Here is a 24,452-nt window from a genome sequence, read left to right as displayed (position 1 = left end):
CGAACGGTTTTTTGATGTTGCTAAGCTTCAATAATTTTCTTCGCAATCGCCGCTAGGTCAACAATATCAATCACGCCATTGCTGTCCATGTCGGCAGATTTGTATTTGTTCCAATCTGGATGCTGCTGGGTCATGCCGTAATGAGCCGCTGCGATGGCAAGGTCGGCGATCGAGTATTTGCCGTCGTGGTTGACGTCGCCAGGCAATTCAGTCGACGCTGTCACTTCGACGGTCACGGATGCAGGAAGCGCATTGCTCTCTTGTCCTTGCGCATCCCCGATCGTTGCGCTCGTCACCGCGATCGATCCACTTGCTTTCTGTGATACTTGCTTCGCTGCAAACTTCAGCTCTACCACATCCGCATCGTTAGCAATCGCATGGTCTGTCCCCAGACTTGCGATGATCAAGCGAATTTGTCCAGGTGTCTGCGATGGCTGTTGATAGACCGTCATGCCTTCGCGCATGGCAAGCGCGTCCTTGAATTCATAGAGGTTCGGATCGTACTTAATCAGCATATCTTGTGCAAAGATCGGCTCATGCACCTGCTTCAGACCGAGGCGTACAGTAAATGAATCGCCCTGTAATACCGAAGCAGGGCCTGTCAGCTTGACGGCGATTTGAATCACTTCGTCCCCAATGTTGTCTATAATCTTCTGCATAGCAGCTCGATGTGCCTTTGCAGCGTCTGCTGTAAGAGCGAGATCTTTGGCGGCATCTTCCGCTTGCTTGATCTGGTCTTGCAGTTCTTTATAACGAGCTTCAGGTATCTGACCAGTATTATTGCCAGGCTGGTACGCTCCCAAAGCTTCTTTTGCTTTTTGGACTGCAAGCAGCAGCAAATCTCTCTGCTGGCTCTGGTAGACTTCTACTTCGAACAGAGAATAACCGTAGTTCCACTGCCAGCTGTCCTCAGAGGGATGATGCTTGGTGAAGAGAATACGAAGATAACGTGCCGAGATATTGTCCAGAAGGATAGTCTCTTCGCCACCCTTGCCATTGGTAATCATTTTGGCGTCCTTGAAGGTTTCACCGTCCAGAGAAACCTGAATCTGGTATTCTTCGGCGTATGCTTTCTCCCAATGGAGTATGACTTCACGCAGGGAATACTCATCGCCCAAATCGATCCTGAGCCACTCTGTTTTGCTAGGTTCATTGTTGCTGCTGCTATAGTTGGAGCCCCAGCGCGTTCCCAAATTACCGTCTGTTGCATTTGCAGCAATCATGCTATTGTTTTTGAAAGAAGATGCAGTCGTAGGCTTATTCAACGCGATATTCTTATCTTCAACTTCTGTGGAACCGCCAAAATCGACTGCTGCTTCCTTGACCTCCTGATCGGACATGACATAATTATACAGCTTGAAATTATCCAGGCTGCCAACCAGACCGTAACCGATTTTCTCCAATGGCATATTCAGTGATGGAGAATCTACCCACCAGTATTGTCCAGTGAAGTCTTCTGGCTTTTTCGGGCCATACAACGTAGAGACCAGTTCACCGTTCACATACAGCTTGTTGGTCTGCTCAAAATCAGTAAAATCAGATTTCCGCTTGGCTTCATCCGATACAAATGCGATCCGATAAGCGCGACCTTTCTCAAAGGTATAATCATGCTTGAAGGTAAAGGCTTCACGGGAATAGGTGAGGGCGTAGGTGCCATCGCCCTGACTCTTCAGCGTAATCGACCGTTTTTCATGTCCGGTTGGTTTGCCGCTCTGTATAGCGCCTTGCTGCACCGGCATTTCTTCTTCAAAAAGTGTGATATCTCCCGTCTGCCCCTCATCGATCGTCAGATCGAACATCGCGGTATACGGCCATTTCAGTGCGGAATGCTTCGCCTTCAGATAACCGTCGCCACGAAAGGTCAACTGCTTTCCCTCGATACCATCAGTCAGTGTGCCGTTGGTCACGGTAGCGTCATAGCCGTTGGGTGACTGATCCCGAACCGTTATACCGTCCAGCTCTTCCATATTAAAGTCATAGACCAGGCTACCGTTCGATTTGATCGCTTTATTCAAGTTATCCAAGCCTGGACCGACACCGACCGTATCGACCTTTTCCTTGAATTGCGCATAGGTTTCTCCCTCTTCGCGTCCATACCAGTAGGTCTGTGAGAATATCGGAATCTGGCTCTGCTGTCTTGCAAAGATATCGTATACCGTAAAGCCAGCGAACATGCCTCGATCGTTCCAGATCAAGCTGGTGCCGCCAATGATGTTCGGATGCCCTTCCGGGAATACCATGCCACCGCCGTACCAGCCGGTCATATCGCCCGCGTTTAGCTCACGATACAGACGCTCTTGATCTAAAAAATCCGAGAAGCCTATCTGGCCACCTGGTACGATATACCAACGATGGTCGCCGTTTACAATTCGATGACCCTGATCCATTAAGGCCTTAACGCCGCCCGTCACTTCTTCCCATTTCCAGAAGTTGATAATCGGTTCTGTAGGGAGATCTGGATACGCCTCATTCCGAAGTGAAGCATCCGAATCCCAAGCAAACGGCTGCACGTGATAGGTGTTCATCAGTTTATCGTACATATGCTCAGCATAGGCGCGTAGATCATTTTTGTCACCAAAGTACTCGTCCATGCCGACATCGAATGCATCCGTTACAATGACTGGATCCGTGCCGCCGAGATACTCTTCCAGCACTTCGTCCATCAGATCAAAAACCTTTTGTCTTGCACCGTTAGCCCTCAGGTCAAAGTGCGTCGCATCCATACCCAGATTCTTATATTTCTCAGGGGAATCCGGATACTTACCCAGATTGATGAACTGCCGCGCATGTGCGGGACCGTCGATCTCCGTGATGATGCGTACGCCATAGTCCATGGCGTCATACTGGAACTGACGGTATTCCTCTTTGGTGTAATGACCGTCTGTACTGGTCAGGTGCGGGATCTTCGATTCCAGACGGAATGCGCTATAATTATTAAAAGTATCTTCACTCAGATGCGCCTGAAAATCGGTAAACTTATACCAGGCAGCATACTTCACGACGTCTTTCAAATACCACATAGGAAAGTATTTACGGCCGATATCGAGCATGAACTTACGTATTTCATAGTTCGGATAGTCCGCTGCCACCCCTTTTGCGATGGTCTGGTTACCCGATGTCAGTATTCCCTGCAGGACACTTCTAGTACCAAAAAAGACGCCGCGATAGGCATTGCCTGTGATGGTAACATAGTCGCCTACTTCCATCGTGTAGCCCTGCTCACCGAGGTTCGCTTCTGCTTGGGTCATTGTCAAGACAATGTCGCCTGAGCGTGGGGCATCTTCGGAAATATGTACATTCAGATCAAATAATTCCTTAATATCCGATTTCGTAATTTCGGCAGCCTTACGCAGTTTTGTACTTTCAGTGGCCGAAACAATGATGCGCGATCCTTCCTTTAGTGCAAACGTGCCGCCGTTCTCACCGCGCCATTCCTGTAGGGACGGGACAACCTTTGGCATTGGATTTGAACCGGTGGTGCCGGAACCCCTGACGGTGATCCACTTGTTCTGAACCAATTCTTCCTTACCATCCTTCGTGTTCTTTACCACATAGGTGATCTGTACCTTCTTATCGACCAGCGGCTGATGAAGAATCTTGCCCTTGTCATTGATCACGATATCATTTTCACTGGCAAACAGCTTGGCTGTGATCTCTCCACCTGCCAATGTGTACTCCGGCATCTGGGTCGATGTCGCCGGATCGATCACCATATTGGCTAGATTCTTCTCTACTTTAGCTACCGCATCCTTCATCATATCCTGCGAATTGTTACGATTAGCCTCATATTCCTGTACGATCTCTTCCGGTGTAAGTACTACACGATAGACCTTGACTTCGTCAATTAGTGAATTGATGCGATAACCGCCCGCACCATCCGCACCGATGTTGAACGGCAGGCTGGTGGTTGCAGACTCGCCTTTCGCCTTCTTCAACGAGGTGGTCGCGATCTGCTTGCCGTCTACATACAGCAGGCTGTCACCCGAACGGTCCAGCGTTGCAGCAACGTAATGCCAATTACCGTCGTAAACCTTCCCTGCCGTACCGGGAACGATGTTCTCGTATCTCGCGCTCTTATTAGCCGGCGCAAAGGTAGTATAGAACTGCCCCTGGCCCTGAACGACAGCCATGCCGGGATTACCGCCACTGTTCCAGTCCTTATCGCCGAGCACGGCCGACCATGTACCCGGATTGGACGCCTTATACCAGAATGCGACCGAATAATTATCCGTTCCAAGTTTCAGATCTTCGGTCATTTTGGCAACCGACACAAAGCCATCCTTGGTCGAAAGTGCCTGGCCAAGATTGGGCAGGCTTTTCTCATAAGCGACTTTACCGACCGCCTTACCGTCGTTGCCTCGTCCGGTCTGATCCTTAAGCGGATCGACCCCGTCAAATGACCAGTGCGCGACCATATCAGCCGGTACTGGCTCCAGAGCTTTGATTGCAGCCTCGAGCGCATCGACCTCTTTATTGACAGCATCCTGCGTAGAGGTATTGGTAGCGCTTTCTACTTTACTCACAGCTTCCGCCAGCGCGGCTAGCGACTTTTCAGTATATAAGTTGGTCTTCTGCAGCAGCGCCTTAGCCTTAACTAGCTTTTTATCCAGCAGTTGGGTTGAAACTTCGGATTCATCCAGCAGTTCATACCTCCCCACCAGTAGACGATGGTCCGAACCAATACCCACGCCATCATCGGCCTTAACCTCGACCACACGCATATTGCGCGTTGTGATAATGTTGTCAATCGCATGCGTCTGCATGCTCGCATCCTCCGGGATGTAGGTGTCAATCCACTTTCCCTTATACCCGTTGGCAATATTGAACTCCCGCAGGAACAAGTCAAACTCGTCGTTATTCTCCTGTGCGTTGAAGTCGCCGGTCAGAACTTTATATTCGGCCGTGTCGGCTTCCATTGCATTGCGCACCGCTTCCATCTGCACACGGCGGATGTTCTGATCCTCCCATGTCAGGTGCGTATTGTAAACAGCAATCGTTTTGTCGCCAACTTTCATCTCAGCGCGCTGGTAGCCGCGGCCCTCGTACCTGCCGGACTCGAGAGCTGCACCACTTTCCTGAACGATTGCATAATCGGTAACAATGCCCACGCCATATGCCCCACCGCCGTAATCAATATTCTTTCGGAACGATTTCGCAGCAAAAGCCCCCTTGTCGCGAATCACTTCCAGCATGTCTGTATTGTTTCGGGACGTATACACATCCACCTCTTGAAATCCGGCAATGTCTACGTTGTGTGCTCGCAGTAGATCTGCAATCTTCTTTAGATCAGGTCTCTGATTGGCAGCGATATTGTATGAGGCGATCGTCAGCTGCTGCGGTGCGGCATCCGCCGACGAGTTCTGCTGCTGTAATGCTGCCGCAGGCGACACGCCCATTGACAGGACAATAGCCATGCTTAGCAAGCCAGCCACTGCTCGTTTTAATTTTTTCAAAGTCCTTACCTCCTGTTCCTCTTCTCCTTTTCTTCATTTCCGTGACAGGGATATCCCACCCTCCTTTGTCGCCCTGCGAGCAATGTCAAGTTCATCTTCTTGTCGAGCTCCTCAAGCCGATACACCCCGATACACATCATCCATCATGATCAAAATTATGAAGTACTGTTAATTTGCAACTTTACTCTAATGGATCTGAAACATCTTGAATACAGAAAAAAGTAGATCTTCCTCTGAAAAATAGCGATAGCGTATCTTTAAAATAAGCACTTTTCATTAAATTGATGAGAAAAACCGCTCGGACGATCGCGATCGTCCGAGCGGTTTGTGTTGGATGTGTTACTAGGCTTCAATAATTTTCTTCGCAATCGCCGCAAGGTCAACAATGTCGATCACGCCATTGCCGTCCACGTCGGCCGACTTGAACTTGTTCCATTCTGGATGCTGCTGAGTCATGCCGTAATGTGCCGCTGCGATCGCAAGGTCGGCGATGGAGTATTTGCCGTCGTGGTTGACGTCGCCCGGCAATTCAATGGACGCCTTCACTTCTACGGTCACAGATGCCGGAAGCGCATTGCTTTCCTGCCCCTGCGCATCCCCGATCGTTGCGCTTGTCACTGCAATCGATCCGCTTGCACTTTGCGGTACTTGCTTTGCCGCAAATTTCAGCTCGATCAAATCAGCATCGCTTGCGATCGCATGATCTGTCCCTAGACTTGCAAGAATCAAACGAATTTGTCCAGGCGTCTGCGTTGGCTGTTTGTATACTGTTAAGCCATCGCGCATCGGAACCGCATCCTGGAATTCATAGAGATTCGGATCATACTGGATCAGCATATCTTCAGCAAAGACCGGCTCATGCACCTGCTTCAGACCGAGGCGTACGGTAAACGAATCACCCTTCAATACCGAAGCCGGGCCTGTAAGCTTCACTGCCGTTTGCTGTGCGTCATGCTTTGATACTTGTACCTGCGCCGTCACCGTTTCGCCGCCATAGGATGCGCTGATCGTCGTGCTTCCTTCAGCTACCCCGGTTAACACGCCTTTGTTATCGATGGCAGCGATCGTTCCGTCCGCCGTCGTAAATACGGCGAGCGAAGTGACATCCTTCACGGTGCCGGAATCCTTGTAAGTCGCTGTCACGACAGTCGGCAGCGTATCGCCAATCGCAAGGCTGTAGGACGGTTGATTCAGGCTGAGCGTAAACGCTTCGGTCGGTTGACCGGCGACTCTGTACGTTGCTTTTGCTTTGACGGTGCTGCCTACGACCGTTCCTTGAGCGGTAAATACACCGGCTTTGGCAACCATCTCTTTGGTAATCGGCTCCCAAGCAACGTCTACGAGCCCTGTTGTTCCATCGTTGTAAACGGCCTCGACCTGTGCAGGAAGAACAGGGATGACGCCGATGTTCGTATCTACTGCAACCGATTTATAATCCACGATGGATTTTACGGTTTGCTGTGCTTCATAAACCTCAAATTCTGCCAAGCCGCATTCTGCATCGGCCGGATTATTGTATTTATTGTCAGGGTCAATCGTAAATTTAATCCAGCTTGTCGTTATTGGTGTTTCGAATGTCACAATATTATCCGGTTGACCTTCCCACTTCATATTGACGACCTTTTTGCTGCCGCCTTCCCATTCCAGAAGACCTTCAACAATCTGATTCACGTCGTGTCCTCGGTCAATCAAGTTAACATGGCTTATTTGTTTATTCTCAGGGAATTGAAGTTTTATCCAAGGCGATTTGTCTGCTTTCTTCGCCGCCCAAGTCGTCGATTTATTCCCATCCGTAGCTTTTACGCCCAAATACCGGTCATCTTGATTATTTCCGTTCGGATCGCCATTTCGATCCCTTACGGACGATACGGATACATTCGCGATGCCAGCTACATTCACGCTTTGAGCCGTAATTGTTGCCTCATTGGTATCCACCGCTACGCCCTGAAGCGTGACGGTTCCTTTCACCGTCGATTGGAATGTCTTCGTAACTGCATCTTTTACGATAATGGTATTACTGCCCGGGACGACCTCTAATCTCGGATCGCTGAAAACATATTCAACAGTCGCTGCAGATAAGTCAGCCTGTTCGCCCGTGTTTAATGTTCCCTTTAACGCGGCTATGATCGGTTCGTTCTTCTTGATTGTGCTACGATCCAGCGTTAGCTTTACTTCGCTTAGATAAGGATTCAGTTGAAATTTGCCGTCAGCGTCAACATCTACAATGAAATAACCGCTCGCGCTATAACTGCCAAGTGTTGCGATGACTTGGATCTTCGCTTTCCCTGCTGTCCCCGCTGTAATGATCCCATTTGCGCCAACGGAAGCAACGGACGGTTTGTCGCTTGTGAATGAGATTTTCGCATTCGTTAGATCTAACGGATCCCCTAAGAAGGAATAACCTTGTACATCCACCGTTACCGATTTGTGATCCGCACCGATTTTCGGATCAAGCTTAAGTGACTCAAGTGCCGATAAATCTCCGGATGAGAACACCTGAACCTCGAGCACATCAACCGGGCTGCCGCCTTGACCACCGCCAGGGAACGAAACTCTTACATAACGAGCCCTCACATTAGGTTTGCTTGGATCCACTGGATAGTTGTAATACAAGCCCTCTTGCTCCCAAGCATACAAAGTTGTATCGCTTTTCGGAACGGCCAATGTATTTCTCGATGTTGGTAGTCCACCGCCCGACAAAGTGTTTGTTTCATGACCTGCTATCCAATTGACACCGTCAACGCTATACTCAATCTTTACTTTGCTAGGTACATTGTAGTAAGTAACGTAGTCAGCATTCGGCATATGGTGGTTGAAGAATACATTCACGCGGGTAAGATCATGCAGTTTCCCCAAGTCATATGTAATGCTTGGATTATTATCCGTTGCCTGCGCTGCCCACTTTGCGAGATTACCGCCGGTTACATCGTTGATGATGCCGTCAGATAATTTTGCAGCGTTAGCGCTGTCACTTGTAACAGTCGGCGTAATGCCAGCTGCAACATTGGCATCCGGGATAAGTGTAATGTAGTTACGAGTCGATGTATATGTCTTTCCGTCTACCGTGATGTCAGCCCAGTAGCTGTACATCGTTGGAGCGGAAACTTTGCCTGTAAATTGCATGGTGTTGCCGTTGACAACAAACGGTACTTGATTGGCAGACACTTCCGTGACAATGATTTTACCTGTAGGGTTGTTGCGGTTCCCGTCAACGGTTGCATAGTGGTATTTGATATTTGTGCCGCCAAGAATATCAACCGCGCCGCCTTTTTGTGTAAATCCTTGGAATGTCACAGGAATGTCTTTGTTCATGGAGAATTGACCCCAGTACAAATTGCCGTTCGTGTACATATTCACGCCAACAAGCGGAAGCGCTGCCGAAATCACACCGCCCGATACCTTGACAGGATAGGTGTCAGTCTTCACCTGAGGAGCGTTCACACCATCACTATAGGTTGCTGTAACTGTGATTGTAGCTTTACCGTCACCGGCAACTGATATTAAACCTGTTGCAGCGTCTACCGTTGCAACGCTTGTATTGTCACTTGTGTAACGAAGCGCAGCAGGTGCGAAAACATTGGTGTAGTTATTCATATAAGACTCCGCTCTAAGTTGCAGCTTGTCTGTTGAAGTCTGACTGCTGAACAACTTTACACTTGTCATCGCAAAATTTCTTGTAGGGTCTTCGGTAGTAATTTTCAAGATTGTATCGATCGGATCGGCAACTACGCTTGAAGTGTCAATCGTAATATAGTATTTTCCGTTGTTTTGTTGTGTTGTGAAAGGCAGAGTTCCCCCCTTATTCAGCCATTCGACCTTTTGAACCGGATCATTGAACGGACCAATACCGCTCATGGAAGCTTGGCCGTTAAATCCCTTCTTGCTCGTACCGGAAATCAAATTTTTGATCATATGCATATAGACAAACTGGTCGCGGGACATGGCGTAACCCCAGTCTGGACCCTGTCCGTGGGCGATCGCCATCTGCGGGTCGGAATACCAGCCTGTTTTCTTGGTGTAATCCATCGTGTATGGCATTGTGCCGTACAGGGACTCATGCAGGTCAGGACCGCCGGCATTTACAATCCACTTTACAATGGAAGCACGCATATCCGACAATTGCTGTGAGGAAATCGGCACCATCGAGAAGATGTTGTTGTTATCCAAATTGCTGCTCAGGTTATCCATACCGCGGGTAACCGTGATGGACGAGTCATAATTCATGACATAACCGTGTCCGTATTGATTAATGAGTTCCTTGGTTGCTTCCGCCCAATTATCGCGTTCGTTGCCTTTGGCGTAAATTGTCCAAACATCCAATGCGGTTGTATACGGGTCGTTCCATTCCTCATGGGCAACTTTTCTTGTTTGCGGCAATATACCGTTTCTCCAGCCGCCGTCGTTATAAGGTTCGCTGTGCCAGAATGGACGCTCGTAAAGCGTAATATCTTGGTCGCCGGTCTGAGCATTGGGGTTGGCATCGATCAATACACGGTCGTTATAGTTGCGGGCAGAACTCCATGCTACGTCGACATTCGAATAGCTCTCGGGTCCGCCATCGGCAAAAAGATACCATGGATTGTATCTTGCGACCAGCCCTTGGATATCGCTTTCTAAAATCTCTCTGCCTTCATACAGCGACGACACGTACACCCCGAATTTCAAACCGTAACGCTCTGCAGCCTGCTTGGCTTGCATCACTCTGTCTTTAACCTGCCATTTGCCATCCTCAGACTGGTACAAAGCATTGTATTTGTATAATTTGTTGCTGTCACTCGGGGTTAAGTTTGCGTTGGATGACGGCCAGTAGTAGACCGTATTTTGCAAGGTTTCTGTAGAAAGCATGGTCATACCCATTTCTTTCGCGGTCTGTGCCCACACGTCATAGTTAAAGTTCGGGTCATAAAGGTTCGGCATTGTGCCTGTGGTGTGCGACAGGGCCGACATTTTGCCCTCAATAAACCAATCCACCGGGTTTTTCTTAACGGTTATGGAATATTGCTCTGTTGCAGTAAGACCTTGGGCGTCTGTTACTTTCACGGAGAAAGTGTAATCCTTTTGCGATGTACCATGAGCGCCGTCTGCAACGGCACCTTCAATGTGACCGTCTGCTGCCAATGTCAGACCTGGCGGCAATGCTCCCTCCACAATTCCCCAGGTGTAGCCGGGATTTCCGCCCGCAGCCTGGAATGTAAAAGGAGATGCCTGTGGAGCAATGGATGATGTGTTCTCCTTCCCGTCAATTTTACCAACCATCCATACATATGGATTTTCGTCGTAAGCGTATGGCAGCGTGTTGGACGGATAGTCATTAGCCGGGACATTGGCATTACGGGCTTCAAATCCATTTTTATCGATCGCAAGGCCCTGCGTAACAATTTTCAGTTGGTTGTTGGTTACGTTTGGCCCCGTTACAGAATAGGTGAGACCTGAAATTTCATTGCCATTGGTGTCGGAAAGTCTTGTATAGAAGCCGAGGAAATTCTTGTTCGTGCCGGGGTTTTTGTGCTGCAATTCAATGAGAAGCTTGTTCCAGCCTTGTTTTAATGCGATTGGATATTTGGTACCGTTCTTGTTCACACGCGATGCGGCTGAGGTTTGTTGTCCACTAAGCGTGTCGTTGGCGAACAGCTTATACACACCCGAACCGCCGACCTGCCACTGAACCGTTTGCGCTTTGGGGCTGTAAACATAGGTGGCGGCGACAACCCATTTGTCGGTTGTATTCTGTCCTTGCTTGACATCAAAATAACCCATCAGATCATTGTAATCGTCATAGTTGCGGTTGAAGATCCGGTCATCGAAATATTGCCAGGTGGATGTTTCTGAGTTGCTCGGATCGGCAAAAGACTCGCCAATGACAGGAACGGCGTTTCCAAGCGGTTGCTCATTAGTAAAAGGACCGGAAACCGCCCATTGATTGATATAAGGCGCAGTGCCGCTCGTTCGAGCCGCTTCTGCCGTTTTCGTTCCCAACGAAAATGATGGAACCACAATTGCACTGGCTAATAAAAAAGTAAAGACTTGCTTTATTTTTTTCCTCACTCGTATATTCCTCCATTTAAGTTTTTTGTTAAGTACTTCGTATCGATCGTTGCTTAACAAACCTGTAGGAACTACTCGATAAGCATCCTCCCCCGTGTTTCAAAAACTCAAAATAATGCGTTGCAATATCACCTTAGCGGATCAACTAACTATTGAATACAGAAAAAAGGTGCTCTTTCTTTGAAATTTGGCTTTTCCGTGTCTTTAAAATAAGCATTTTTCATTGAGAATGTGTTGTTTTTCGAGTCATTTGTACCACATTAGCATCAAAAGTAAAAAACCGCCCGGACGATTGCGATCGTCCGAACGGATTTTTTGAATACTAGGCCTCAATCATTAATCAATTTAACAGAATTTCCATTCTTGACGATGTGGGTTGTTTTTATTTCAAGATCGCTCTAGCTACGATTGCAAGGTCTTCAATATCAACCTTACCGTCATGATTCACATCCGCTTTCTCATTCCAGCCCGCCTGACCCTGTTGTTTGCCGTATGCTCCTGCAATGATAGCCAAGTCTCCAATAGAGATTTTTCCATCTCCATTGACATCTGCAGTTATTTTCCTGCTTTCGAATACTTGAACTGCTGCATCCAATGCTGCTTGCGCGCTATCCACCTGCTGCTGCGTGGCATTCGAATCGTTCGCTGTCACGCGAGCCGTGTCGATCGCCGACTGCAATTGCGCTTTAGATCCAATCGCATACTGTCCGTCCCCGTTGCCTTCCACAGCTGCATCGTACTTTGCCTGAGCGCTTGCGATCGACGCATTCAAGAACGATTTATCTACAGATGTACTAGGGATACTGATTTGAATATCACGGGAAGCTCCACCGACCTGCAGTTCATGACCCTGCCCGCCCGCAATGACTACACGATCAACAGAAACTGTCGTCTGGGTTGCCTGAGTTACAGATTTGGCCGTAAATTTGAAGGAAAGCAATTCGCCTTGGGCAGGTACGTTCGCGCCCACGCTGGCAGCCACAATCCGGATTTGTCCCGGAGCGGTTTCCTTCTGCTCAATGACCTGGAATCCGTCCTTCAGCGATGCAACAGATTCAAACTGCAGCTTCGAAGGATCATAGTGAAGCGTCAAATCTTGAGCGTACACTTGCTTGTTTACGATTTGCGTAATGTTGCTCAGCCCAACCTTCAATTCAAATGGCTGACCTGCTGTCACTATACCCGCGTCGCTCCATGTAGCTACAGGAACGCTGCCAGTTTCCTCTTCTTCATTTGCAATTGCCTGTAACTGACTCGGGGATAAAGCTGTGTCATATATTCTAGCAGCATCTATGAATCCATTGAAGTTTTCAGCACCGTTCTGATTGCCCCCGATATAAGTCCCGGTATCAGGTGTATTCGGACCAGTAGAATTCACCTTTGTGAGTACACTTTTGCCGTTGATATAGAGCTCCCAAGTACCATTTCTCCTTACCGTCGTGATATTGGTCCATTGTCCTACAGGTAACACTGTATCCGATCCTATGACAGCCTTACCGCTAAGCAATAAGGATACCTTATCGCTATTCCCATGATCGAGGAATATGGAATAGCCGCTTCGACTTGTATTACCGTTTACTAAGATCTGTTGGGCGCTTGAAGTTGCTCCGTTCCATTTCACCCATGCAGACAAGGTCATATTGTCTGTATTTGTTGTTACCAGGCTTGCGCTAGCATAGCTCCCCTTACTTCCGTCCAGGCTGAGTGAAGCGCTGCCTTCCTTTTGATCTGTTGAACTATAGGTTGCGCCTGTACCATTCAATGTTGCATTGAATCTATTCGGACTGTTATCGTTACCATTGCTATTGAAGCCCCACATCGCTTTATAATTTGTTGGGACTTGGGTCGTATTTACTGGCAATACAGTTACACTGATACTCGTTGTCAATGGTATGTTGTTCGGATTTACTACCCCTACAGGCAGGGTTACAGTTCCACTTACGGTGAAGGTCTGCTCCGTTTGTTGTGACGGATCATAGGATGAGGTCTCAACATTCCATGCCACACTGGCATCTATACTCCCTGCATCGGTAACCAATTTCACAGTTTGCGGCAATCCGAGAGCTGCCGCTGTTTTTGCCGTTCCGTTGGCCACTCCTGTTATCGGTGCCGGTGCTGTGATTGCTGTGATGCTCTGAACTGTATCTTTTTCGAATACCAGTTCAAACCAGTTCAGATTCCAGCCGCCTTTCACAATACCCAACCTTATGGTATGCGTGCCGGCAGTTAAGTTAACCTCGTCGGATACGGTCGTCCAATTCTGCCATCCCCCGGTTGACGGGAAGGATGTTATTTTTTTCGAAACACCATCTACAAGGAAATTAACGCTGCCTGTATTACCTGCGTTTACAGCTACCCTGTAATTGACTTTATAATTTCCTGAACTTGGCACATTAACAGTATAGTCCATCCAGTCACCCGGATCCGTCCATCCTACATTCTTTGTCCCCTCAGAGCTGTCTTCTGTTTGAATCCCGGACATCGCAATATAGTCTTCTGCTTCCACTTTGCCAAATGACTTTACAGAAACGCTTATGCTCGTTGTCAATGGTACATTGTTCGGATTTACGACCCAAGAAGGCAGGGTAACAGTACCAGATACCGTGAAAGTCTGCGCCGTACTGACAGACGGATCATAGCTCGCAGCATCGACATTCCATGTCACATCGGCATACACATTTCCTGAATTCGTAACCAATGCTACCGAGGAAGGCAATCCCAATGCTGCTGCCGTCTTAGCTGTTCCGTATGGCAAGCCGGTTATTGCCGTCGGTGCAATCACCTTGCTGACGACACTGCCGACAACCATTTCTCCTGATGAGAACACTTGAGCTTCCAGGATATCAATCGGGCTGCCGCCTTGACCGCCGCCAGGGAAGGAAATTCTTACATAACGCGCTGGCACGGCCGGTTTGCCCGGATCAACCGGATAGTTGTAATACAAGCCATCTTGCTCCCAAGCATATAATGTTGTATCGCTTTTCGGTACTGCCAGTGTATTTCTCGATGTCGGCAATCCGCCGCCGGACAGTGTGTTTGTTTCATTTCCCGCTTTCCAATTTATACCGTCAACGCTATACTCCATCTTTACTTTGTTGGGCACGTTGTAGTAAGTAACGTAGTCAGCATTCGGCATATGGTGATTAAAGAATAAATTAACATGAGTAAGATTATACAGTTTACCCAAGTCATAGGTCATGCTTGGATTGTTATCACTTGCCGGCGCTACCCACTTTGTGCGATTGCCGCCAGTAGAATCGTTGATGATGCCGTCAGATAAAATTCCGGCGTTATTACTGTCGCTTGTAACTGTCGGCGTAATTCCGGCTGCTACGTTTACATCCGGAATAAGTGTAATGTAGTTACGAGTTGTCGTATATGTCTTTCCGTCTACCGTGATGTCAGCCCAGTAGCAGTACATGGTAGAACTAGCAACATTACTTGTAAAGTGCATTGTGTTGCCGTTTACAACGAACGGCACTTGATCGGCAGGCACTTCCGTGACAATGATTTTGCCTGTAGGGTTGTTGCGGTTACCGTCAACGGTTGCATAGTGGTATTTGATATTAGTGGCGCCCATAATATCAACTGTGCCGCCTTTTTGCGTGAAACCTTGGAATGTCACGGGCAGGTCTTTGTTCGTAGAGAATTGTCCCCAGAACAAATTACCGTCCGTAGACATATTTACGCCGACAAGTGGAAGTGCAGCCGAAATCATGCCGCCCGATACCTTGACAGGATAGGTGTCGGTCTTCACCTGCGGAGCGTTCACGCCGTCATCGTAGGTTGCTGTAACTGTGATTATAGCCTTACCGTCACCAACAGCTCTTACTAAGCCTGTTGAAGAATCTACCGTTGCTACGCTTGTATTGTCACTTGAGTAGCTAAGCGCTGCAGGCGCGAAAACATTGGTAAAATCATTCATATAAGGCTCCGCACGGAGCTGCAGCTTATCTGTTGAAGTCTGGCTGCTGAACAACTTAACGCTTGTCATGGCAAAATTTCTTGTCTTGTCTTCGGTTGTAATTTTCAAGATGGTGTCGATCGGGTCGGCAACTACGCTTGAAGTGTCGATGGTAATGTAGTATTTTCCCCCGCTCTGTTGTGTGGTGAATGGCAGAGAAATACCCTTGTTCAGCCATTCAACCTTATTAACCGGAGCATTGAAGGGACCAATGCCGCTCATCGAGGCTTGGCCGGTAAATCCTGTCTTGCTCACACCGGAAATGAGGTTCTTGATCATATGCAAATAGACAACCTGATCACGGGACATGGCGTATCCCCAGTCTGGACCCTGACCATGGGCGATTGCCTTCTGCGGGTCGGTATACCATCCTGATTTAATCGTGTAGTCCATTGTGTATGGCATTGTGCCGTACAGGGACTCGTGCAGGTCGGGACCGCCAGCATTAGCCATCCATTTGGCAATGGAGGTGCGCATATCCGATAATTGCTGTGAGGAAATCGGCACCATGGCAAAGATATTGTTGTTATCCAAATTGCTGCTTAGGTTATCCATACCGCGGGTAACCGTTATGGACGAGTCATAATTCATGACATAACCGTGTCCGTATTGGTTAATGAGTTCCTTGGTTGCTTCCGGCCAATGGTCTCGTTCGTTGCCGTTGGCATAAATTATCCAAACATCCAATGCGGTTGTATACGGATCGTTCCATTCCTCATGGGCGACTTTTCTCGTTTGCGGTAAAACACCATTCCCCCAGCCGCCGTTGTTGTAAGGTTCACTGTGCCAGAATGGACGCTCATGCAGTGTAATATCTTGGTCACCGGTTTGAGGATCCGGGTTGGCGTCAATTAAAACACGGTCGTTATAGTTACGCGCAGAACTCCACGCCACGTCTACATTGGCAGTGTCCTGAGGGTTACCATCGGCAAAGACATACCATGGATTGTATCTTGCGACCAACCCCTGGATATCACTTTCTATGATATCTTTTCCTTCATACTGTGACGAAAGATACACACCGAACTTCAAGCCGTAACGTTCTGCAGCCTGCTTTGCTTGCATCACTCGGTCTTTGACTTTCCATGTGCCGTCCTCAGCCTGATACAATGCGTTGTATTTGTATAATTTGTTGCTGTCGCTCGGGGTTAAGTTAGCGTTGGGTGACGGCCAGTAGTATACGGTGTTTTGAATGGTTTCTGTCGAAAGCATGGTCATACCCATTTCTTTCGCGGTCTGTGCCCACTCGTCATAGTTATAGTTCGGGTCATACAAGTTCGGCATTGTACCTGTCGTGTGCGACAGAGCCGACATTTTGCCCTGAATAAACCAATCCACTGGGTTTTGCTTAACCGTGATGGTATATGGCTGCGTTGCAGTTACACCTTGAGCGTCAGTTACCTTCACTGTAAAAGTGTAATCCTTTTGCGATGTGCCATGAGCACCGTCTGCAACCGTACCTTCCATGTGACCGTCAGAAGCCAATGTCAGACCGGGCGGCAATGCGCCATCCACAATTCCCCAAGTGTAGCCGGGATCTCCGCCTGCAGCCTGGAACGTAAAAGGAGATGCCTGTGGGGCAATGGATGATGTGTTCTCCTTCCCGTCAATTTTACCATCCATCCATACATATGGATTTTCGTCGTAAGCGTATGGCAGGGTGTTAGATGGATAGTCGTTGGCCGGGACGTTTGCATTCCTTGCATCAAACGCATTTTTATCAATAGCAAGGCCCTTCGTAACAATTTTCAGTTGGTTGTTTGTTACGTTTGGTCCCGTTACGGAGTATGTAAGACCGGAAATTTCATTACCATTGTTGTCGGAAAGCCTTGTATAAAAACCGAGGAAATTTCTGTTCGTACCGGGGTTTTTGTGCTGAATTTCAATAAGAAGCTTGTTCCAACCTTGTTTTAATGTGATTGGATATTTGGTACCGCTCTTGCTCACACGCGATGCGGCTTGGGTTTGCTGTCCACTAAGCGTGTCGTTGGTGAAAAGCTTATACACCCCCGAACCGCCGACTTGCCACTGAACCGTTTGCGCTTTGGGGCTGTAAACATAAGTGGCGGCCACAACCCACTTGTCGGTTGTATCCTGCCCCTGCTTCACATCAAAATATCCCATCAGGTCATTGTAATCGTCATAGTTGCGGTTGAAAATACGGTCGTCGAAATATTGCCAGGTGGATGTTTCTGAGCTGCTCGGATCGGCAAAAGACTCACCAATGACAGGAACGACGTTTTCAAGCGGCTGCTCTTGGGTAAAAGGACCGGAAACCGACCATTGATTGATGTAGGGGGCGGTGCCGTTCGTTCGAGCTGCTTCTGCCGTTTTCGTATGCAACGAAAGTGATGGAACAACAATCGCACTGACTAATAAAAAAGTAAAAACTTGCTTTATTTTTTTCCTCACCCGTAAATTCCTCCAATTAAGTTTATTGTTAAGTACTTCGTGTTGATCGTTGCTTAACAAATCTGTAGGAACTACTCGATAAGCATCCTCCCCCGTGTTTCAAAAATTCAAAATAATGCGTTGCAATATCACCTTAGTGGATCAACTAACTATTGAATACAGAAAAAAGGAGATCTTCCTCTAAAAACTGGCTACAGCGGGTCTTTAAAATAAGCACTTTTCATTAAGATTGTGTTGTTTTTCGATTTTCTTGTATGAAAAAAACCGTCCGGATGATCGCGATCGTCCGAACGGTTATGGGTATGGTGTTACACTTCAATAATTTTCTTGGCAATCGCTGCTAGGTCAACAATATCGATCACGCCATTGCTGTCCATGTCGGCAGATTTGAACTTATTCCAATCCGGATGATCTTTGGTCATGCCGTAATGCGCCGCTGCGATGGCAAGGTCGGCGATTGAGTATTTGCCGTCGTGGTTGACGTCGCCAGGCAATTCAGTCGACGTTGTCACTTCGACGGTCACGGATGCCGGGAGCGCATTGCTTTCCTGCCCTTGCGCATCCCCGATCGTTGCGCTTGTCACAGCAATCGATCCGCTTGCGCTCTGCGCTACTTGCTTCGCGACGAATTTCAGTTCGACGATATCCGCATCGCTTGCGATCGCATGGCCCGCTCCCAGACTTGCAAGAATCAAACGAAGTTGTCCCGGCGTCTGCGATGGCTGTTTATAGACCGTTAAGCCTTCGCGCATGGCAACCGCATCCTGGAATTCGTAGAGATTCGGATCGTACTGGATCAGCATATCTTGAGCAAAGACTGGCTCATGCACCTGCTTCAGACCGAGGCGTACGGCAAACGGCTCACCCTTTATTACCGAAGCCGGTCCTGTCAGCTGCACGGCCGTTTGCTGCGCATCACGCTTCGTCACATGTACCTGCGCCGTCACCTTTTCGCCGCCATAGGATGCGCTGACCGTCGTGCTTCCTTCTGCTACCCCAGTCATTACTCCTTTGTTATCGACAGAGGCGACCTTCCCATCCGCCGTCGTAAATACGGCGAGCGAAGTGACATCCTTCACGGTGCCGGAATCCTTGTAGGTCGCTGACACAACCGTTGCCAATGTATCGCCAATGGAAAGGCTGTAGGACGGTTGGTTCAGGCTGAGCGTAAACGCTTCGGCCGGTTGACCGGGCAATACCTTCACCTTTTGCAGAACATCAAACGCATATTGGTCAACTCGTGCAACCGCAATGATGGTGCCGGCGCTTGCGTACAAGGCAGGGGCGAATTCGGCAAACGTTAATGCCAAATCATTAGATTCATTGGTAAATTGTGCGCTAATCGTTTGCCGTAATACCGGTGCAGTACCTGCATTCGTGGATACATCGTCGAGTTTGCCCATCGACTCGAGTCCCTCGACGCTTATTGTTGCACTGACCTGCAATCCAATACCCAACAGCTTTCCGTAAACGGAATATGTTCCGGGATTGTTGATCATGCTTCTGTCAACGATATTCCAGTTGATTGCAAACTGTTCAGTGCCACCGTCATCAAAGTGCGCGGTTGCTTTGGCAGGAAGAGCGGGTCCTGTTCCAACCGTTGTAGCTATAGGTGGAATAGGATCCACTGTAGCAGATGAATAAGGCTTCAAGATACTTACAGTGTAATTCGTTATTGAGCCTGACAGAGTTTTCTGTGTAATAGTCAAGGTGTTCGTACCGTGAACCAGAGCCAATGCTACAGGAGTCGATGTGTCTGGAAAACTGCTTGTAATGTCATTGCCGTTTAGTGAAATGCTGTAGGTTGTGCCTGTTATTGCGGCAGTGGGCATGACAAGCGTTACTGGTTGTGCAATATCGGTAATCGCGGCTGTGTAGGTTGCATAACCAGGGTTAAACGCGCCATTCAAGGTTGCATTGCCCAGTTTGAGATTGGCGTCGTATACCATATCAGGTTGATTCGGCTTAACACTAATATTGTCAAAGTATGCATTGCAGTCAAAGGTGTAGAATCCAAAGGTGCCGCTTGTAAAGGTATTTGTCTGTGCCGAAGTTGTATATTGTCCGTCAAGCGTGGCAGAAATATTGCCATTGCCCAGTGAAACGCTCAATGTGTGCCACACTGATGTATCAGCAAAGGATGCCGGAAGCTGCAACGAGGCCAAATTCATTGAAGGATTAATTTGGCGTATCAGCAAATAAGGGCTTCCATTATTCGGAAGGCTATAATTATTTCCAGTTCCAGCCTTATTCCTAATAAGTGCTACCTGATATGTCGCGGGGTTATACTGAAGGTTGTTGTTAGTTGGCTGTTGCTGATAAACATTAAACCCTAACATATCGTGTATAGCAGTACCAGTCCAGCTATTGAGCATGTAGTTAATGTTGTAAGTATAATTACTCCATGTTGGTAGAGGTTGCGGTGCATAAAGTGAGACGCCGCCACTAATATACATTGCTTTGTTACTGGTGTTAGTGGTATATGAGCTGCCGCTATCCGCTTTTTGTGGATTTTCCACAACACTAAGATTTCCGTTAAAGAAATTTGTAAATCCATTTGCGTTAAGAGTTGTTGGACCCGTACTTGAAGTCGTACTCTGTGGCACCGGCATTGAGCCACTTTCGAAATCCCAATTTAAAAGTGGACCTGAGGATGGTGGAGTATAAGGCGGAATCGTACCGCCTGACGGCACAATTGGCTGCGCTGCTGGCGCGTCTTGACCTTCGTAAATATAAAACTGATCATAGAAATTGTCGCCAGTACCATCCGTCGAGCCGAGTGATACATAGTTAAAAGAATTTGGTGTATTGGCCCACGTAGAGCTGTTCAGTGTATTAACGACTGTCCCGTCAACGGAAAGCACGATGGTACCAGGTGTAGAATAATCAAGTGAGAGTGTATGCCAACCGGTGGTACGGAGCACACTGGTTGCAGTTTTGGCGCCGCCAATGTTCATCACGTAGTACTGGCCGCCATTTGTGGCGCTTGGGTCGATCCCCAGTCCGACAATATTGGTGCCATCGTCTGCACGGGCGAAGGTTTTGCCTGCATAGGTGATCGGATAGCCTGTACCATAAGTGGTATGGTCGGTTGAAGAATTATCAAATATTTTAACGCTTACCTTTTTGTTAAGCTGGTTTGAGAAATTGCGGTACAACACAGGTTTGCTGGAGCCGGAATCGTTAATTTCTAGAGACGAGGTGCCGCCAAAACCGCCTTCGGACATATACAATGGATTGATGGTCGGCATAGCGCCGCTGTAGTTCCATTGGCTTAAATTAATTCCATTTTCAAAGTTATCGCCAAAATAGACGTCAGACGGTACTTCTGCTTTGGTATTCGTGATAGCATGCGCGTATTCAGACGGGAAGCTGCTTGGTAGAACACCGATATTGGCATAATCCATTTTCGAATCATCAAATTTCGATAAACCGTCATTTGCATCCTTAAAGTAAAAATTACTATTTGTGACTTTCACCTGTCCGTCTTGTAAATGATCATTTTCAATATTGTAATGCTGCGGATTTACAGATTTGACGTTGGAAACTTCCAAACCGACCCAGCCCATATCAAAGTTGATGTTATTGGGCGTTATATTCGTCATACCTTGGTTTGACAATTGTGGATTTGCGGCGATATGATCAATTACCATTTGATTGATGTAGTTAGGCCTGGAATAATTATCACCCGGATAATACAAGAACGCTGTCATGAATGCTCCGTCGTCATTTCCGTCCTGTTGAACATGATGAATGTAAATGTAGGAAAATTTGTTGTCGTAACCATATTGATCGCGCGAAAGTACATACGGAGTCGGAGAATAGTTACGCGAACCGCTTGGGCCTGTATTATTCCATCCTTGAACGTCACTGCTGTTCAAGAGAATTGCTCTACGCGGTGAGTTGTATACCTCGATATGTGAAACGGTGTTACTGGTTGCGTTATTTATAGCAACGCCTGATGCTTGCAAGACCAGTTGGCCCAAGTCATGGATAACGTTATTCTCAATCAAATTGTGGTTCGTAAAACTGACAGCATTTGAAGTGCCGTCCACGCCCGGGAAACCGCCCTGTATGTCCACACCGTTATTACCGCAATATTCGATTAGGCTGTTTTTGACCGCGCTGTTCGTAACACCAGTTTTTAATATAACACCATTCATACCTGCGTTTTTAATCTGAGAATTTGTAATCGTAATAGAATCGGCGTTCTCAATTGTTATATTGCCAACTTGGAACTGCGGACGCTCACTTTGACCGCTATAAATCGGGTTGGTAGAATTTGCTGCATAGCTAGGGAACGCATAGCCAAATACACCTGATCCATACTGCAACCATGGCCAATTGGGACTGTAATAATCCGGGAAGCTGGTGTCTTTAAACCCCAGTCCATCGAATGTAATGTTTTTTACAGGAGTAATTACTGTGCTGTCCCATGTGCCGGTACGGTTTCCGAGTATATTTACAATGCTCCCTGTCGTAGGTACAACAATATCTTGTGCGCTTAAATCGGTTTGTTCAGATGTTGGATAATAGTACAAATCACCGGATTTGGCATTGTAATAGAACTCGCCCGGGGTATCCAGATAAGCAAGATTACCTTGCAAGAAATAGCGGGAGTTGGCACCTATGCTATAAAACGATGCAAATTCTCCATCGGCCGTGCTCCATTTGCCAGTGTCATTCGGATTAAAGGTTAATGTGCGAGTAGTTGTATTTATACTTTTCACCGGCAAAGTATTAGAATCCCATGAGCGTCCGTTGCCAATGTCGTTACCAACAATCTGAACACTCAAATCTCTGCGCGCCTGTGCATTAATCAAGGCTTGAGTGTAAATCTTGTTTTCATCGGCTGCTTTGTATTGCATCGAGCTGTATGTTCCGTTCGCCGAATAAAGAGGATTCTCCAACAATGTCGAGGGATAACCGGGGTATTTATTAGAGTTAAGAGTACGCGCTTGAGTTGCTCTTGAGTCGTTGACATATAGAGTGTTAACGTCAAACTTACCATTTGGATTGTTTGGAAGCGGACCTGACGTTGCAGGCAATCCACTCGGGAACAAGGCGCCCAGTTGTGCATTCAGGTTTGTCTTGTAAACTTTGCCGATCAAATTTTGCAGCATATCTGAATCTGGGTTATTCGAGTCGGTTGATGCCTGTACTTGCGACCAAACAGAGGTTGTTTTTATGCCTCCTACAAATGTTGCACTCCCTGGTGCGCCCAATGTTTTGTAGATAACATGGTGTCCATTCGTGCCGGAATCTTCCGTGGTAAAGTTGACCGTATTCAGTGTGTAATAGGTACCCGGTTTAAAGAAAATATAGATGTCGCCGCTCATATTACCATTAATGGTTCTAACAGCTTTGCGTGCGCCATCCAGCGTGGCCAAGGGCTGTTCGTAAGTACCAGGATTAGTGTCGCTGCCTGTGGGCGAAACAAAAAATTCAGCTTGAATGTTGAACGCACTTGGTGTGTTTGCATATGCGTTATTGTTCATTGTTGCGAACATCGACAAAACCATGCAAGCGATTACAAAAATGCTGATACTCTTTCTGGACACGGACTTTCCTCCCTCGAAAATAACAGAATTTAATATGATTATTAAGATCAGTCTAAATCTTGCTAATGATTCGCTAGGATATCTCAACCATCTCCTTTCACAGTAATTCTTATTACACGATTTACCTCAATCTTGTCACAAATAAACTCCGAAAAAAATAAACATTTCTATTGAAATGTTTAACAATATTCCTCAATTTTTATATAATTTTAGTGATAGAAAATAAGGAGGGGTGAGTCTGTGTCCAATCCATTCTTGAACGTAATAAATCCGTACATCCTTTATTGTATAAATGTCAATTCAACGAATTGCCCTCCCGCAGGAGAACCCTTCCCTTCAAGAACGACTCGGTGGTTTGAATTGGAATTGATAACTTGGGGGGAAGGATATATGGTAACGGAAGGCAAGAGGACGAATGCGCACGAGGGAAAATTGTTTTTCCGTCCTCCCGGCGTAAAGGTGCAAGGCTTTGCACCCTATTATTGCCACCTCGTGGTTTTCGACATATCGTATGATCCAACCAAAGAACCACTTTATAAAGGCCCATTCTCATTAAGCAACCCTGAAGCTGGAAACTCCGAAGAGCATTGGAAAGAAATCTTCCCGATGTTTGAAGACATAAGAGATCCGAATTGGGAAATGCTGTTCAGAAATATGTTCGACAAATATGTTCAATCGGGGAATCACGATCAATTCACTTTAAAAACTTTGCTGATGCAGCTGCTGTACAAGCTTTATCAAATGAACGATGATGAAGTCGTGTTAGCCTCTCGTCATCCTTCTCTTCGGAGGCATCTGGGCGGAGTTCTTAAAGCGAAAGCGTTCATTGATAGTCATCCAGCTTCATTTATCATTTTAGAACAGTTGTCAGCTCTCGCTGGCTTAAGTAAAAATTTCTTCTGCACGACCTTCAAAGAAATTGTGGGTGAATCTCCTATCGTATACGCTAATCGGGTGAAAATAAACACAGCGAAATTAATGTTGATTCAAACCAATGACAACATCAGACAGATTTCA

5 protein-coding genes are annotated in these 24,452 nt (G+C 47.3%); 1 reads left to right on the top strand and 4 read right to left on the bottom strand.

Annotated elements, in window-relative coordinates; all coding sequences use genetic code 11:
* Positions 1 to 20 precede the first annotated feature (20 nt).
* The 4 genes from ACFQZR_RS01730 to ACFQZR_RS01715 all read right to left on the bottom strand — a co-directional run bounded on the left by ACFQZR_RS01730 (position 21) and on the right by ACFQZR_RS01715 (position 23,435).
* On the bottom strand, positions 21 to 5,453 hold the full coding sequence (locus ACFQZR_RS01730) for a LamG-like jellyroll fold domain-containing protein (RefSeq protein ID WP_379342286.1): 5,433 nt from the start codon (positions 5,451 to 5,453) through the stop codon (positions 21 to 23).
* A gap of 342 nt (positions 5,454 to 5,795) precedes the next feature.
* The gene (locus ACFQZR_RS01725; RefSeq protein ID WP_379342283.1) at positions 5,796 to 11,498 is read right to left on the bottom strand and encodes a DUF7402 domain-containing protein; all 5,703 of its coding nucleotides are present in this window, start codon (positions 11,496 to 11,498) and stop codon (positions 5,796 to 5,798) included.
* Positions 11,499 to 11,880: 382 nt separating this feature from the next.
* Positions 11,881 to 17,874, bottom strand: a complete 5,994-nt coding sequence (locus ACFQZR_RS01720; RefSeq protein WP_379342281.1) for a carbohydrate-binding protein — start codon at positions 17,872 to 17,874, stop codon at positions 11,881 to 11,883.
* A 308-nt stretch (positions 17,875 to 18,182) separates the two neighbouring features.
* Positions 18,183 to 23,435 carry an Ig-like domain-containing protein gene (locus ACFQZR_RS01715; RefSeq protein ID WP_379342279.1) on the bottom strand — a complete coding sequence of 1,751 codons (5,253 nt, stop codon included), beginning with the start codon at positions 23,433 to 23,435 and terminating at the stop codon, positions 18,183 to 18,185.
* Positions 23,436 to 23,825: 390 nt separating this feature from the next.
* Between ACFQZR_RS01715 and ACFQZR_RS01710 the strand changes: the two genes are divergently transcribed.
* The coding region (locus ACFQZR_RS01710) for a helix-turn-helix transcriptional regulator (RefSeq protein WP_483874908.1) at positions 23,826 to 24,452 on the top strand (627 nt) is incomplete at its 3' end.

This window comes from Paenibacillus sp. GCM10027629 (genome assembly GCF_042676425.1).
GTDB classification, from domain to species: Bacteria; Bacillota; Bacilli; order Paenibacillales; family Paenibacillaceae; genus Paenibacillus_K; species Paenibacillus_K terrigena.
This window is presented reverse-complemented; position numbering and strand designations above follow the sequence as displayed.